The organism is Microbispora sp. H10836, assembly GCF_012999525.1.
Taxonomy (GTDB): Bacteria; Actinomycetota; Actinomycetes; order Streptosporangiales; family Streptosporangiaceae; genus Microbispora.
In genome coordinates, this window is sequence record NZ_JABBWU010000002.1 from 383,065 (window position 1) to 397,787 (window position 14,723).

Below are 14,723 nucleotides of genomic sequence, written 5' to 3' on the forward strand. Positions count from 1 at the left end.
CCTGAAGGAGAGACGCAGCTCGGGCTCCACACGGGGGAGCGAAGGCGCAGCCGACGCTCGAGAGCTTGCGGGACGGACTGATCGCTGAGGCCTGCCCGGTCACCCGGCGCGGCCCGGTCACCAGGGGAGGGGCTCCAGCTCCCGGTCGACGCGGCGCCAGTCGGTTACCGCGGCGATGACCGGGTGCGCCTCCCCGAGGGTCCGGCGGAGCTGGACTAGCGGGGGCTCGCGCAGCACCCGCGCCTCGTCGGTCCGCCTGACGTCGCGCAGGGTCACGGCCAGGTCGGCCTCGCAGATCAGCGTGGTGGGGTGGCTGGGCCCGAGAACCGCGCGCAGCCGGTCGAGGGTGTCCCGCAGCAGCGTCTCGGCCTCGGCGTGCTCCTGCAGGTCTCCCAGCGCGTTGGCCACGTTGACGGCGCAGGCGAGTGAGAAGGGGTGATCGGGCCCGATCCTGCGCCGCAGCGTCGCGAGGGTCCGAGCGCCCAGCGCCCGGCTCTCGGCCGGCTCCCCGAGGTGCCGCAGGTAGATCGTGACGTTGTTGGCCGCGATCAGGGTGTACGGGTTGTCCGCGCCCAGTGTGCTTTCATAGCCGGCCCTGACTTCGGCGGCGAGCTCGAACGCCCGTCGCCTGTCGCCCGCCGCGGCGAGGTCGCAGGCCAGACTCAGCTTGCAGGCGACGGTTTCGGGCGAGTCGGGACCGAAGCGCCGGAGACAACGCTCGTAGGTCGTCTCGGTGAGCCGCCGCGCCTCCGCGAGCGCGCCGGTCTCCCGCAGCGACACGGCGAGGCTGCGTGCCGTGTTCAGCGTGTCGGGGAGCTCGGGGCCGGACACCTCGGCGTAGCTGTTCAGCGTCTCGCGCAGCAGCTCGGCCGACTCCGCGTACTCGCCGGCCTCGCGGATGTCGAGGGCGAGATTCGTCTCGGACAGGAGCGTGAAGGGGTGGGCGGGACCGAGCACCTCACGGCGTTTGTCCGCGGTTTCCTGGTCGAGCCGGCGCGCGGCGCTGAAGTCACCGACGTGCCGCAGGGCGGCGGCCAGGTTGCCGGCCGCCGCGAGGACCCGCGGATGGTCGTCGAAGAACAGCTCCTTGGTGCGGGCGTAGGTCTCCTGCTCCATCCGCAGCGACTCGGCCGGCTCACCGAGAGCCCGCAGGTCCACCGCGAGGCTTCCCGCGGTCTGCAACGTGTGCGGGTGCGGGTCGGGCAGGACCCGGCGCTGGTCGTCGAGGATCGCCCGGTCGAGATCGCACGCCTCGCGGTACCTGCCCTGGGAACGCAGCACGTTCCCCATGTGGAACCGCAGGTAGAGCGTCTGCGGGTCGTAGTCGCCGAGCTTCCTGATCCACAGCTCCTCCAGGCGGCGGCCGAGGTTCAGCGCCCGGTCGAACTCGCCCCGCCGATACAGGTACCGCACGCGGTCGATCAGCAGCTGCCGGGTCTGCTCCTCGTCGCAGTCCTCCGCGTTGGACGGGGCGAGGTGCGGCCAGATCTCGTCGTACCGCGGCCAGTTGCCGGGGTCGTCGGTGTCGCCCTCGCGCGGGCGGGCGCCCAGGAGGATGCGGTGCACCTCGTGGACGGTGCGCTCGCGCTCGTCGTCGTCCATCTGGTCGCGCAGCACGGCCTGCACCAGTCTGTGCACCTGCACCGAGTTGTTGCGCTGGTCGACCTCGGCGAGGGCGAACCTGTTCAGCTCACGTACCAGCCGGCCGATCATGATCTTCTCGCGCAGCGAGTCGTCGTACGGGATCAGGCAGCGCACGGTCTCGTCGCCGTACAGCATGGACAGCGACACCGGTTCCGCGGCGAAGAAGGCCAGCAGCTGGAGCAGCCGGACCGCCGCGGGTGACTTCTCCCGCAGGCGCTGGAACGACACGTTCCAGGTGGCGGCGACAGGCGTCGGGTAGGTCGGGGAGTCCCCGAGCGCGAGCGTCCGCACGGGCCGCGTGGAGAGCTTGTCGACGTACTCGTCCACGCTCATACCGGTCTCCTGCAGCCACGCCCTGGCCTGTTCGATGGCGAGCGGCAGGTCGCCGAGCGCGGCCGCCACCCGGTCGGCGTCGTCGTCGCCGAGATCGGCCACCCGGCGCCGCAGGTGCTCCAGGCTCTCCTCTCGGGTGAAGACGTCGATCTCCAGTGGCGTGGCGATCTGGGACCAGGTCCGGCTGCGCGACGTGATCAGCACGTGGCCGGAGCCGCCGGGGAGGTAGGTCCGCACGTCATCCACGCTGTTGGCGTTGTCGAAGATGAGCAGCCAGCGGGCGTACGGCTCGCCGCGCCGCAACGCGTCCTTGGCCGCCAGTGCCGCCTCCGCCAGGTTGTCGCCGATCCTGATGCCCAGCCGCTCGGCCAGATCGGCCATCGCGCCGTTCAGCAGTTCCGGCTGTTCGGCCGACACCCACCACACGACGTCGTAGTCGCTCATGAAACGGTGGGCGTACTCGATGGCCAGCTGGGTCTTGCCCACGCCGCCGAGTCCGAACAGGGCCTGGGTGCGGCCCTCCAGCACCTGGGTCACCGCGGCCTGGCTGCCGCGGACCAGCTGGTCCCGCAGCCGCTCCAGCACCTCGCCCCGGCCGGTGAAGGCGGCGTTCCTGGCCGGCAGGTTCAGGATGGCGGGCTGAATGCCGGGATACCGCGGCGTCGCTCCTCGCCCGGTGGCCTCGGTTCCCGCCGGGCGGTCGAGGGCGCGCAGCAGCGCGGCGGCCGCGTGCTGCTCGTCCAGCCGGAACAGGTCCAGCGCGGGCGGATCGGCGTACGGCTGCGGGACCCGGACGTCCGACACGCGGACGGGAAGGAGGTTGAGAGACAACGCCGCGGGTCCCTCGGCGGCGTGCCAGGTCTCCTGGGCCCACGGTGAGCGCAGGTAGGCAGGGGACAGCAGCGCGACCGTGCGGCGCGCCGCCTCCGGCGTCCGCGCCTGCCCGCTCTCGTCGTCCTCGCGTTCGCCCCCCTGCGTACGGACCCGGATGCCGGCCTGCGTCAGCACGGCGGCGATCCACTCCGCCCACAGCCGGTCCTCTGAGGCGTAGCTCAGGGTGACGTCGTTCGACAGCGACGGGCGGCGCCGGACGAACAGCTCCCGGTAACTCAGCCGCAGGTCCTCGTCGAGCGGAGGAAGGGACGAGACCCGGCCTCCGGTGATGACGCCCGTGAGCCGCTCGTAGGCGGCCAGTAGCGAGCCGGGCGAGCCGGGCGGGTCACCGAAGGTCGCCAGGGTCTCCTCGTACGCGTAGAACGGCTTGTAAGGGATCTCGACGGCGTCCCAGTAACTACCGGCCTGGTCCTGGCCGACGCCGCTGGGGAACCCCTCGAACCGGCTGCGGGCGAAGGCCCGGCCCGCGTCGAGCTTCTCCTTCTCCGTGTGGTCCACGCGCATGGGGATCGGCAGGATCCTGATGCGGCGGTCGGGGCACCGTTCGGCGATCTCCGCCGCGACCCGCGCGGCCCCCTCGATGCTCTGGTCGCTGAGCGTGAAACAGGGCACCACGGTGTCGGGGAGGTGGACCGTGCAGATGTCGGCGATATCGCTCAGGCCGGTGCGGCTGTCGATGAGCACGTAGTCGTAGCCGCGCCGCATGTCCCCCCGCAGGGCGTCGAGGAACTGCCCTCCGCCCAGCCGCTCGTAGAAGTCGTCCCAGTCGAAGGTGGACACCAGCGAGGAGTAGTCGCGGTTCTGCCGCCCGGCGGGCAGGAAGTCGAGGGAGCCGCCGTCGGGGAAGTTGGGCCACTCGACCGATACGGCGTGCCGTCCCACGTCCGCGTACCGGGTGTGCCAGTCGGCGGGACGCGGACCGGAACGGGTCGCGGCCCAGGCGAAGTCCCTGATCAGGTCGATCACGCCGGCCGTGCCGCTGATCAACTCTTCGTCGAGAAAGGGCCGGAAGAACTTGTGCAGGCCGGGGGACTCCAGGTCCCAGTCCACGACCAGCACGCGGAGGCCGTTGGAGGCGAGGATCCAGGCCGTGTTGGCCAGCGCCATCGTCCTTCCCGTCCCTCCCTTGTAGGAGTAGAAGGTGACGATGTGGCCGTCCCGGAACTCGGTCATTGCCTCCCCTTCCGTCCTGGCGGCTCGTCGGGCGCGAAATCCTCGGGGTGCGCGGTCCTCCTGCGCGGGCGGCCGGTGCCCGGCAGCGGCCGCGCCGGCTTCGTCGGCAGCGGTGCGCGCAGGGTGGCGCCGGCGGGCCGAGGTCCTCGGGGTGGTAAGGATTCCAGCCGCACGGCGTATCCACGGCGGACTTGTAATGGTCGCGGTATCTCTCGATCTTCATGAAGCCGTGGAGGCCTCGTTCGAGATAGTGCGTCCCGAGGTCCGGATGATGGAATTGGATAAATTCTCACCATATCCGGCAGTTCGAAGTCCGGATCCGGAACCCGGAACGCGGGAACGATCACTGGCTCTTGGCCGGGCGCTTGTCCCACTCGACGCCCGGGAGGATGTCCATGACGCCCGGAGGAACGCCAACGGGCATGGGTGTGGGCTGCATGCTCTCCCGGCACAGCTCCTTGCGGAGCTTTTCCATGAGAAGGTTGGGGTTCTCGTCCCCGGGATGGGTACGAGGCGTGTGCGCGTAACCGATGAAGAAATACGGGAGACGGCCTCCAGCGCCCGAGGTGCCGGCCACCCCACCTCCCGCGCTCCGCCGGTCACTTCACTATAGGCTCCCGCTCCAGGATCGACAGGAATGTCGCATTATTCCTCTGCTCGTCCTCGTTTCGGGCAGCCATCTCTTTCTCCGGTGCGCTCCGGCGCGGCGCCGCACTCCGCGAAATACGGTCGTCCGGCATCACGTCGTTGGTATGGGCCCAGGTGCGTCGTACGTCGACTGCGCCACGCACCCGTACCGCACCCCTGTGCCGTCCAAGGATGATCGCTGGACGCATCGGGGACGCCCGTTGGCGCGTGCCGGCTCTCGGCGGTCGCGGATAGGGTGAGGGCCGTGAGGGAGCCGCTGGTGCGGCGGATGCGGGAGTTCGGCACGACCGTGTTCGCCACGATGACGAAGCTGGCCGTGGAGACGGGCTCGATCAACCTGGGCCAGGGTTTCCCGGACACCGACGGGCCGGAGCGCATGCTGGAGCGGGCGGTCGAGGCCGTGCGGAGCGGCCTCAACCAGTACCCGCCCGGGCCGGGCCTCCCCGAGCTGCGCCAGGCGGTCGCCGAGCACCGCAAGCAGTGGTACGGCCTCGCCTACGACCCCGACGGGGAGGTCCTCGTCACCGTCGGCGCCACCGAGGCGATCGCCGCGACGGTCCTCGCGCTCTGCGAGCCGGGCGACGAGGTGATCGTGTTCGAGCCGTACTACGACTCCTACGCCGCGGCCGTCGCGCTCGCGGGAGCCGTACGCAGGGCGGTGACGCTGCGGGTCGACGCGGGGAGGTTCACCTTCGACCCGGCCGAGCTGGAGGCCGCGGTCACGCCCCGCACCCGGGCGATCCTGGTGAACTCGCCGCACAACCCGACCGGCACCGTGTTCACCCGGCAGGAACTGGAGTGCGTGGCCCGCGTGTGCCGGGAGCATGACCTGGTCGCGGTCACCGACGAGGTCTACGAGCACCTCGCCTTCGACGGCGTCGAGCACGTGCCGCTCGCCACGCTGCCCGGTATGCGAGAGCGCACGGTCATGATCTCCTCGGCGGGCAAGACCTTCAGCGTCACGGGCTGGAAGACCGGCTGGGTGTGCGCCCCGGCGCCGCTCACCGGCGCCGTGCAGGCGGTCAAGCAGTTCCTCACCTTCACCGCGAACGCCCCCTGGCAGGCCGCGGTCGCGTACGCCCTGCGGGAGGAGATGGACTGGGTCGCGGCCCAGCGGACGGCCCTGCAGGCCAAGCGGGACCGCCTCGTGGCGGGCTTGACGGAGGCCGGTTTCGACGTGCTCCGGCCCGCCGGCACCTACTTCGTGCAGACCGACATACGGCCGCTCGGCTTCGAGGACGGGCTGGAGCTGGCGCGGCGGCTGCCCGAGCTGGCCGGGGTGGTCGCCATCCCCACGCAGGTCTTCTACGACCACCCCGATCGGGGCCGGCACTTCCTGCGGTTCGCCTTCTGCAAGCGGGACGAGGTCATCGACGAGGCGGTGACCCGCCTGCGCCGCCTCGGCGTCAGCTGAACCGAGCGGTTTGATGGCGGAGCGTCACCGGTCGTATACTCTCCGTTGATGGTATCAGCGTGATACCGCGCCGTACCATGGAGGCATGGCCATGACGCTTCGCCTGAGCGACGAGCAGACCGAGGCCCTCCGGCGGCGCGCCGAGAAGGAAGGCCGGAGCATGCAGCAGATCGTGGTCGCCGCGGTGGAGGAGTACCTCGCCCGGAACGCCGCCGATGAGGAAGTGCACCGCCTGGGTGTCGAGGCGGTGCGGCGCTGGAAGCCGGTGCTCGACCGTCTCGCCCAGTGACCCGCTATCTGACCGTCGAGCAGGTTCTGGACCTGGCCGAACTGGCCGTTGAGGGCACGCCCCAGCTTCGCGATCTCGGGCTGCTCGATTCGGCCGTGCACCGGCCCCAAGCCCGGATGTTCGACCAGGAGGCATACCCCGACCTCCTGGCTAAGGCCGCCGCGTTGCTGCACTCGCTGGCCATCAACCATCCGTTCATCGACGGCAACAAGCGAGTGGCCTGGGTCTCCACCGTGGTCTTCCTCGCCTACAACGGTGTAGCAGTGGACACGGACGACGACTCGGCGTACGACCTGGTGATCGCGGTCGCGTCGGGGAAGCTCACCGAGGTCGACGAGATCGCGAGCGTGTTGCGCGGCTTCACCGCCTCTTGAGCACCCGGACCGTGCCGAAGGCGACGAGCGGGGTCGCCAGCCACAGGAAGGGCACCACGTTGACCGCCCATACGCTCGCCACCGCGCTCAGCAGCCAGTAGATCCCGATGGCCCAGTAGACCCAGGTGTTGACACGCAGGCGGAGCAGGTCGGTGTCCGGCCGGTGCAGGCGCTGCGCCTGCACCAGAGTGAACAGCGCGGCCTGGGACAGCAGCAGGATGGCCTCGTTGCCGGCGAACATCCCGGTCACCAGGGCCTTGCCGCTCGTCGTGAGGTGGCCGGCGTTGGCCTCGCCGAAGAGCGACGTCGTGTACGGCAGGAAGGCCACGAAGAACAACAGCGGGATGTGCAGCAGGAGCATCGGCTGGGACACCCGCTCGATCTGGTCGAACAGCGTGTGATGGGCCCGCCAGGCGAACCAGAGCATCAGGAAGGCGATGGCGAAGGCCATGAAGGAGCCGAAGTGGTCGCCGAAGAACGCCCCCAGCCGCTGGAAGTCCTCACCCTCCGGGCGCGGGAGCTCCAGGGCCAGCAGCGTGATGGCGATCGCGAAGATGGCGTCGGCGAAGACGCCGACGCGCTCGTGGGTGAGGCCGGGACGCACCTGAGGCGTGGCCATGCGTGTCTCCAATAAAAGGGGGGCAGTGGCGAGCATTGTGACAGAAGTCACTCTTGGTGAGAGGCGGCCCGATGCCGCGGACGGCCGAACCTCCGCGCTCGGACCGCCTTCCATTGCCTCGCGGGGGAACGGCGTCGCCGCCCGGTGCCGAGCTTGGTGAAATGTGCCCATGGATGTGGCAGGGGTGGGCGAGACTCGCCAATGAAGGCCCGGGTGGGGCTGGATAGTTTCCGGGTGTGGGCGGACGCGTACTGATCGCACTGGGCGGCAACGCCATGACGGCTCCCGACGGGAGCGCGTCCCCGGCCGACCAGCATCGGGCGATCGGCGAGGCGATGGCCCACGTGGCGGCGCTCATCAGGGCCGGGCACGAGGTGGTGCTCACGCACGGAAACGGCCCCCAGGTCGGCAACATCCTGCTGAAGAACCAGCTCAGCACGCACGTCGTGCCGCCGGTGCCGCTCGACTGGTGCGTGGCGCAGACGCAGGGCACCATCGGCACGCTCGTCATGAACGCCCTGCAGCGTGAACTCGGGCACGCGCGGGTCGCGACCGTCGTCACCCGCACGCTCGTGGACCCGGCCGATCCGGCGTTCCAGGACCCGGTGAAGCCGATCGGACGGTATTTCGGGGAGGGCGAGGCGCGCCGCTTCGAGGAGCACGGCCAGGCCTGGCGGCGCTTCGAGCGCGGCTGGCGGCGGGTGGTCGCCTCGCCGCGTCCCGTGGAGATCCTGGACGCGTCCGCCGCGGTCGCGCTCATCGAGGCCGGATACACCGTCGTCGCCGCCGGAGGCGGGGGAGTGCCGGTCGTGCGCGGCGCGGACGGCACGCTGACCGGGGTCGAGGCCGTGATCGACAAGGACCTCGCCGCCGCCGTGCTGGCCGCCGCCGTCGGCGCCACCGACCTCGTCATCGCGACGGACGTGCCGAACGCCATGGTGGACTTCGGCACTCCCCATGCCCGCCCGATCGGGGAGATCGAGGTCGCCGCCCTGCGTGAGCTGCAGGCCGCCGGTCACTTCGCCGGGGGCAGCATGGGGCCCAAGGTCGAGGCCGCCGTGCGCTTCGCCGAGGGCGGCGGGGGACGGGCGGTGATCACCTCGCTGCACCACATCGGTGCCGCGCTGTCAGGAAATATCGGTACAAGGGTGTACAGAGGGGTGGAGGCATAGTGCCGGATCCGATCGAGGTACGGAAGGTCCCCATCGAGAGCGTCACCGACGCCTCCGGGCTGGCGAGGCTGATCGACCAGGGCGTGATCGAGGCCGACCGCGTGCTTGCCGTGATCGGCAAGACCGAGGGCAACGGCGGCGTGAACGACTACACGCGGATCCTCGCCGACCGCGCCTTCCGCGAGGTGCTCGTGGGCAAGGGCACCCGCACCGCCGAGGAGGTCGCGCAGGTGCCCCTGGTGTGGTCCGGCGGCACCGACGGCGTGCTCAGCCCGCATGCGACGATCTTCGCCACGATCGACCCGGCGAAGGCCGTGCGGACCGACGAGCCTCGGGTGAGCGTCGGCGTGGCGATGAGCGAGGTGATCCTTCCCGAGGACATCGGCAGGCCCGCGATGGTCGAGAAGGTGGCCGCCGGGGTCCGCGAGGCGATGAAGATCGCCGGCATCGACGACCCGGCCGACGTCCACTACGTGCAGACCAAGACGCCGCTGCTCACGCTGTCCACGATCACCGACGCGAAGGAACGCGGCCAGACGGTCGTCACCGAGGACACGCTGAAGTCGATGGACATCTCCAACTCCACCACGGCGCTCGGCATCGCGGTCGCGCTCGGGGAGATCGAGATGCCGTCGGCCGAGCAGATCCACAAGGACCTGTCGCTCTACTCGTCGGTCGCGTCGTGTTCCAGCGGCGTCGAACTCGACCGGGCCCAGATCGTCGTCGTGGGCAACGTACGCGGGATCGGCGGGCGCTACCGCGCCGGCCACTCGGTGATGAAGGACGCACTGGACACCGACGGCATCTGGGAGGCCGTCCGGAGCGCGGGCGTCGACCTGCCCGAGCGTCCGCGCCCGCACGATCTCGGCGACCGGCTGGTCAACCTGTTCATCAAGTGCGAGGCGGACCCTTCGGGCCGCGTACGCGGGCGGCGCAACATCATGCTCGACGACTCCGACGTCCACTGGCACCGCCAGATCAAGGCGACGGTCGGCGGGGTGGCGGCGAGCGTGACCGGTGACCCGGCCGTGTTCGTCTCCGTGGCGGCGGTCCACCAGGGCCCGTCCGGCGGAGGCCCGGTGATCGCCATCGCCGACCTCGCGTGATCTTGTAGTGCGGAGGGGGCTGTCCGGGTTGGGGGTAGGGTCGGGAGACGTGCCATCGATTCCGCAGCCCCTGCGCCCCGACGACGACGGCGGCACCGACGCGCCGGTCGCGGCGGCGCTGTCGGCGTTCCAGGCCGGGACGGCGACGGCGGCCGACGTCCTGGCGGTGCTCGCCGGGACCAGGCTGCTCGTCCCCGTGGTCGCGCTGCTGACCGAGTCGGAAGTGGGGGAGCACGGCCTGCGCCAGGAGAAGGAGAGCGAGATGGCCCTCCCGAAACTGGTCGGCAAGGACGGCCGTGAGGCCGTGCTCGCCTTCACCGGGACCGAGCCGATGCGCAGGTGGCGCGCGGACGCCCGGCCGGTGCAGGCCACCGCGCCGCAGGTCTGCCAGGCGGCGCGGCACGAAAGGGCCGCCGCCGTGGTCGTGGACGTCGCCGGGCCGGTCCCGTTCGTGATCGAGGGCGGCATGCTGCAGGCCCTCGCCACGGTGGAGGAGGCCAAGAGGGACGCCTCCGCCGTCGACCGGCTCGCCCGCGAGGTGCCGGGCGCCACGGTGGCCCGTCTGGGCGGCGCCGACCGTCTGGGGGCAACGGAGGAGAAGCGCCGCCGCTGGTGGAGCCGCCGCGCCTGACCCCGCCCATGCGCTAGCGGAAGGGATTGCGCCCGGTGACCGTCAGGTAGAGCGGGAAGAAGACGACCCACATGATGAGGCATCCCAGAAACCATGCCTCGGGCGTCGCTATCCGGACGGGCCCGAGGGTGAAGACCGCGGGGTGGCCCCGCCTGAGGTGCTCCTTGGCATCCGCGTAGACCCACGCATCGACCGCGAACGCCGCGATCAGGACGAGAATCGGTGCCAGCACGGTCAGGGATGGCCCTGTCATGCGCCGTCCTTCCGGCCTCATCGGCGAAGTGCTTTCGCGATCAGCCTACTGGCTTCGGCCTTTTCGCCGTGGGGTACGGCGAGCGGCGCCGGGTCCATCGTCCACAGGTGCGGGGTCGTCCGCAGAAGCGCGGTCTGTCCACAGGGGAGCGCGCACCACGGGTCACGGGGGGCGTGCGGGCGTTAGTGTCGGCCGCGTGTCCCTCGTCGTCCTCACCGCCGCCGTCCTCGGCCTGATCGCGGGGGCCTACGCCCGTGCCCTCGCCGCCGGGTTCGGCCCCGAGCCGGACGACCGCCGCGGGGAGGTGCTGCCGGCGTTCGCCGCGGCGGCCCGCGCCGTGCCGCTGCCCCGCCCGCCGTACGTGCTCGAGGGCGCGACCGCGCTGGCCGCGGCGCTGGTGGCCTGGCGCGTCCACGACGGCTGGGTGCTCGCCGCGTGGCTGTACGCGGTTCTCGCGGGGGCCGCCCTCGCGGAGATCGACCGGCGGACCTGGCGACTGCCCGACGCGATCACGCTGCCGTCGTACCCGATCCTGCTGGTCCTGCTCGCGCCGTCGGGCCGCCTGCTGCCGGCGGTGGCGTCGGGCTGCGCGCTCGGCGCGGTCTACGCCGTGCTGTGGTTCGCCCGCCCCACGGGCCTCGGGCTCGGCGACGTGAAGCTGGCCGGGCTGATCGGACTGCTCACCGGGGCGCTCGGCGTGCAGGCCACGATCGTCGCCGGGATGGCGGGCCAGGTCCTCGGCGCGCTGTACGCCGTGGGGCTGCTCCTGGCGCGCAGGGCCACCCGCACGACCGAGTTCCCGTTCGGCCCGTTCATGCTCGCGGGCATGCTCGTGGCGCTGGCTTTTCCGGATATATAGGACGGGCCGTTTCCCGGCTTCGGGGCACCCGTGGATGGTCAAGGGGGTGTCAGGGGGCGGCGCACTGGGACGCACATGGAAGACTTGTCACCATGCTGCGCTGGTTGACCGCCGGGGAGTCACACGGCCCCGAGCTTCTCGCGATCCTGGAAGGCCTGCCCGCCGGTGTGGAGGTGACCACCGCCGACCTCGCCGAGGCGCTGCGCCGCCGCCGTCTCGGATACGGCCGGGGGGCACGGATGAAGTTCGAGCAGGACGTGGTGACGATCTCCGGCGGCGTACGGCACGGCCGCACGCTCGGATCGCCCGTCGCGATCCGCATCGGCAACACCGAGTGGCCGAAGTGGGAGACCGTCATGGCCGCCGACCCGGTGGACCCGGCGGTGCTGGAGGGCCAGGCGCGCAACGCGCCGCGCTCGCGCCCCCGCCCCGGCCACGCGGACCTCGCCGGCATGCAGAAGTACGGCTTCGACGACGCCCGGCCGGTGCTCGACCGGGCCAGCGCGCGGGAGACCGCCGCCCGGGTGGCGCTCGGACAGGTCGCCCGCTCCTTCCTCAAGCAGGCGCTCGGTGTCGACATCGTCAGTCACGTGGTCTCCATCGGCGAGGCGAGCGCGCCCAGCGACGTGCTGCCCGGCCCCGGCGACATGGAGGCGGTGGACGCCGACCCGGTGCGCTGCGTCGACCCGGCCGCGAGCGCGGCGATGGTCGCCGAGATCGACAAGGCGCACAAGGACGGCGACACTCTCGGCGGTGTGGTCGAGGTCGTCGTCTACGGCCTGCCGCCGGGCCTCGGCAGCTACACCCACTGGGACCGCCGCCTCGACGCCCGTCTCGCCGCGGCACTCATGGGCATCCAGGCGATCAAGGGGGTCGCGGTCGGCGACGGCTTCGAGACGGCCCGCCGCCCCGGCTCGCGGGCGCACGACGAGATCGAGAACACCCCCGAGGGTGTGCGCCGCATGACCAACCGGGCCGGCGGCGTCGAGGGCGGCATGACCAACGGTGAGCCGCTGCGGGTCAGCGCCGCGATGAAGCCCATCTCCACCGTGCCCCGCGCGCTCGCCACGGTCGACGTGCTGACCGGCGAGCCGGCCAAGGCGCACCACGAGCGCTCGGACGTCTGCGCGGTCCCGGCCGCCGCGATCGTCGCCGAGGCGATGGTGGCGCTCGTGCTCGCGGACGCGGCCGTCGAGAAGTTCGGCGGCGACTCCGTGGAAGAGGTCGCGCGCAACCTGGCGGGCTACCTGTCGTCCCTGGTCATCAAGTAATAGGGTTTGTGATCATGCAATCGGCGCCACAAGGCCCCGCCGCGGTCCTCATCGGCCCGCCCGGCTCGGGCAAGTCCACGGTCGGGCGAATCCTCGCGGACCGCCTCGGCCTGCCGTTCCGCGACACCGACGCCGACGTCGAGGCCGTCGCCGGCAAGAGCGTCAGCGACGTGTTCGTGGAGGACGGCGAGGAGCGGTTCCGCGAGCTGGAGGCGCAGGCCGTGCGCGACGCGCTGGAGACCCACCCCGGCGTGCTCTCGCTGGGCGGCGGCGCGATCCTGCACGAGCACACGCAGAAGCTGCTGGCCGGCCACCGGGTCGTGTATCTCCAGGTCGGGCTCGACCAGGCGGTCAAGCGGGTCGGGCTCGCCTCGGCCCGGCCGCTGCTGGTGCTCAACCCGCGCAGCCGTCTCAGGCAGCTGATGGAGCAGCGCCGCCCGATCTATGAGAGCCTCGCCGCGATCACCGTCGCCACCGACGGCCGCGAGCCCGAGGACGTGGCGACCGACATCGAGGCGGCGCTGTGACCGCGACGCGCATCACCGTGCGGGGCGACAGCCCCTACGACGTCGTCGTCGGCACCGACGTGCTGGCCGAGCTGCCCGGCCTGCTGGACGCGAAGGTGCGCACCGTCGCCGTGATCCACCCCGCCGGGCTTCCCGAGATCGCCAGGCCGGTCCGCGAGACGCTCGAGGGCGCCGGGCTGGAGGTCGTCGCCCTGCCCGTGCCGGACGGCGAGGAGGCCAAGACCGTCCACGTGGCGGCCGAGCTGTGGTCGGCGTTCGGGCGATACGGCATCACGCGTTCCGACGCGGTCGTCGGCGTCGGTGGCGGAGCGACGACCGACCTGGCCGGTTTCGCGGCCGCGACGTGGCTGCGCGGCGTCCAGGTGGTGCAGGTGCCGACCACGCTGCTGGCCATGGTGGACGCGGCGGTCGGCGGCAAGACCGGCATCAACACCCCGGAGGGCAAGAACCTCGTCGGGTCCTTCCACCCGCCCAGGGGTGTGCTGTGCGACCTTGCCACGCTGGCGAGCGTCCCGCGCGACGACTACGTCGCGGGCCTCGCCGAGATCATCAAGGGCGGGTTCATCGCCGACCCGACGATCCTCATGCTGATCGAGGACGACCCCGCCGCCGCCCGCACCCCCGAGGGCGAGCACACCCGCGAGCTGGTCGAGCGCAAGATCAGGGTGAAGGCCGACGTCGTCGGGGCGGACCTGCGCGAGAGCGGCCTGCGGGAGATCCTGAACTACGGCCACACCCTCGGTCACGCGATCGAGCGGGTCGAGGACTACCGCATCAGGCACGGCGAGGCCGTGGCCATCGGACTCGTCTACGCCGCCGAGCTGTCCCGGCTCGACGGCCGCGTCGGGCGCGACGTCGTGGACCGTACGCGCTCCATCCTGGAGTCGGTCGGGCTGCCCACCTCCTACCGCGCCGATGCCTGGCCGCGCCTGCGTGACCACATGCGGGTGGACAAGAAGGCCAGGGGAGCGGTGCTGCGTTTCGTCGTGCTCGACGACATCGGCAGGCCCGCCCGTCTGGAGAACCCGTCGGAGGAGCTGCTCGAAGCGGCGTACCGGGAGGTCGCCCGATGAGGCAGGTGCTCGTCCTGAACGGGCCCAACCTGGGCCGTCTCGGCAGCCGGGAGCCCGACGTCTACGGCGCGCAGACCTTCGACGACCTGGCGGTCCTGTGCCGCGAGACCGGCCGCGAGCTGGGCCTGTCGGTCGAGGTCAGGCAGACCGACGACGAGGCCGAGCTGGTGAGCTGGATCCACGAGGCGGCCGACAGCAGGACCCCCGTGGTCCTCAACCCCGCCGCCTTCACCCACTATTCGTACGCGTTGCGCGACGCGATCGCGCAGCGTACGGCCCCGCTGGTCGAGGTGCACATCTCCAACCCGAACGCGCGGGAGGAGTTCCGCCACACCTCGGTCGTGGCGGCCGTGGCCACCGGGACGATCGCGGGGTTCGGCATGCGGTCGTACGAGCTCGCGCTGCGCGCGATCGCGGACATGGGCGAGTGACGAAAGAAGGGA

15 protein-coding genes are annotated in these 14,723 nt (G+C 71.5%); 11 read left to right on the forward strand and 4 right to left on the reverse strand.

All coding sequences use genetic code 11. The features are described 5' to 3' along the window. Window positions 1-117 precede the first annotated feature (117 nt). Window positions 118-4,044, reverse strand: coding sequence for an FxSxx-COOH system tetratricopeptide repeat protein (fxsT, locus tag HHX30_RS06495; RefSeq protein ID WP_169980376.1), 3,927 nt, complete (start codon window positions 4,042-4,044; stop codon window positions 118-120). Between the two features lie 343 nt (window positions 4,045-4,387). Then, window positions 4,388-4,519: a hypothetical protein gene (locus HHX30_RS42540; protein WP_283246690.1), complete on the reverse strand. Its 132-nt coding sequence runs from the start codon at window positions 4,517-4,519 to the stop codon at window positions 4,388-4,390. A gap of 417 nt (window positions 4,520-4,936) precedes the next feature. Between HHX30_RS42540 and HHX30_RS06500 the strand changes: the two genes are divergently transcribed. The 3 genes from HHX30_RS06500 (at window position 4,937) to HHX30_RS06510 (ending at window position 6,769) form a co-directional block, all read left to right on the forward strand. After that, entirely contained in the window at window positions 4,937-6,106 is a 1,170-nt protein-coding gene (locus HHX30_RS06500; RefSeq protein WP_169980378.1) for a pyridoxal phosphate-dependent aminotransferase, read from the forward strand. An 85-nt stretch (window positions 6,107-6,191) separates the two neighbouring features. Beyond that, window positions 6,192-6,395 (forward strand): ribbon-helix-helix protein, CopG family, encoded by a 204-nt coding sequence (locus HHX30_RS06505; RefSeq protein ID WP_169980380.1) that lies wholly within the window; start codon window positions 6,192-6,194, stop codon window positions 6,393-6,395. Continuing rightward, entirely contained in the window at window positions 6,392-6,769 is a 378-nt protein-coding gene (locus HHX30_RS06510; RefSeq protein WP_169980382.1) for a type II toxin-antitoxin system death-on-curing family toxin, read from the forward strand. The genes HHX30_RS06505 and HHX30_RS06510 overlap by 4 nt, the downstream gene beginning before the upstream one ends. Here HHX30_RS06510 and HHX30_RS06515 read toward each other — a convergent pair. After that, window positions 6,756-7,388: a TMEM175 family protein gene (locus tag HHX30_RS06515; protein WP_169980384.1), complete on the reverse strand. Its 633-nt coding sequence runs from the start codon at window positions 7,386-7,388 to the stop codon at window positions 6,756-6,758. The two genes, HHX30_RS06510 and HHX30_RS06515, sit on opposite strands and share 14 nt — an antisense overlap. A 236-nt stretch (window positions 7,389-7,624) precedes the next feature. On the opposite strand from HHX30_RS06515, the gene HHX30_RS06520 reads away from it, so the two are divergent. Genes HHX30_RS06520 through HHX30_RS06530 form a run of 3 tightly spaced genes read left to right on the forward strand, consistent with a single transcriptional unit; the run spans window position 7,625 to window position 10,297 of the window. After that, complete coding sequence (locus tag HHX30_RS06520) at window positions 7,625-8,560, forward strand: carbamate kinase (RefSeq protein ID WP_311922140.1); 936 nt, start codon at window positions 7,625-7,627, stop codon at window positions 8,558-8,560. Further along, on the forward strand, window positions 8,560-9,666 hold the full coding sequence (locus HHX30_RS06525) for a ring-opening amidohydrolase (RefSeq protein WP_169980386.1): 1,107 nt from the start codon (window positions 8,560-8,562) through the stop codon (window positions 9,664-9,666). Before HHX30_RS06520 ends, HHX30_RS06525 begins: the two co-directional genes overlap by 1 nt. A gap of 49 nt (window positions 9,667-9,715) precedes the next feature. Continuing rightward, on the forward strand, window positions 9,716-10,297 hold the full coding sequence (locus HHX30_RS06530) for an SseB family protein (protein ID WP_169980388.1): 582 nt from the start codon (window positions 9,716-9,718) through the stop codon (window positions 10,295-10,297). A 13-nt stretch (window positions 10,298-10,310) separates the two neighbouring features. Here the strand turns inward: HHX30_RS06530 and HHX30_RS06535 are convergent, their stop codons facing one another. Continuing rightward, window positions 10,311-10,550, reverse strand: a complete 240-nt coding sequence (locus tag HHX30_RS06535) for a hypothetical protein (protein WP_169980390.1) — start codon at window positions 10,548-10,550, stop codon at window positions 10,311-10,313. A gap of 196 nt (window positions 10,551-10,746) precedes the next feature. Between HHX30_RS06535 and HHX30_RS06540 the strand changes: the two genes are divergently transcribed. From HHX30_RS06540 to aroQ, 5 genes are all read left to right on the forward strand, one after another. Continuing rightward, window positions 10,747-11,409: an A24 family peptidase gene (locus tag HHX30_RS06540; RefSeq protein WP_169980391.1), complete on the forward strand. Its 663-nt coding sequence runs from the start codon at window positions 10,747-10,749 to the stop codon at window positions 11,407-11,409. Window positions 11,410-11,501: 92 nt separating this feature from the next. Further along, window positions 11,502-12,680, forward strand: coding sequence for a chorismate synthase (gene aroC, locus HHX30_RS06545; RefSeq protein ID WP_211591644.1), 1,179 nt, complete (start codon window positions 11,502-11,504; stop codon window positions 12,678-12,680). Window positions 12,681-12,694: 14 nt separating this feature from the next. Continuing rightward, window positions 12,695-13,207 (forward strand): shikimate kinase, encoded by a 513-nt coding sequence (locus tag HHX30_RS06550; RefSeq protein ID WP_169980393.1) that lies wholly within the window; start codon window positions 12,695-12,697, stop codon window positions 13,205-13,207. Further along, on the forward strand, window positions 13,204-14,280 hold the full coding sequence (gene aroB, locus HHX30_RS06555) for a 3-dehydroquinate synthase (RefSeq protein ID WP_169980395.1): 1,077 nt from the start codon (window positions 13,204-13,206) through the stop codon (window positions 14,278-14,280). The genes HHX30_RS06550 and aroB overlap by 4 nt, the downstream gene beginning before the upstream one ends. Beyond that, window positions 14,277-14,711: a type II 3-dehydroquinate dehydratase gene (gene aroQ / locus HHX30_RS06560; protein WP_169980397.1), complete on the forward strand. Its 435-nt coding sequence runs from the start codon at window positions 14,277-14,279 to the stop codon at window positions 14,709-14,711. Before aroB ends, aroQ begins: the two co-directional genes overlap by 4 nt. The last annotated feature ends 12 nt before the right edge of the window (window positions 14,712-14,723 follow it).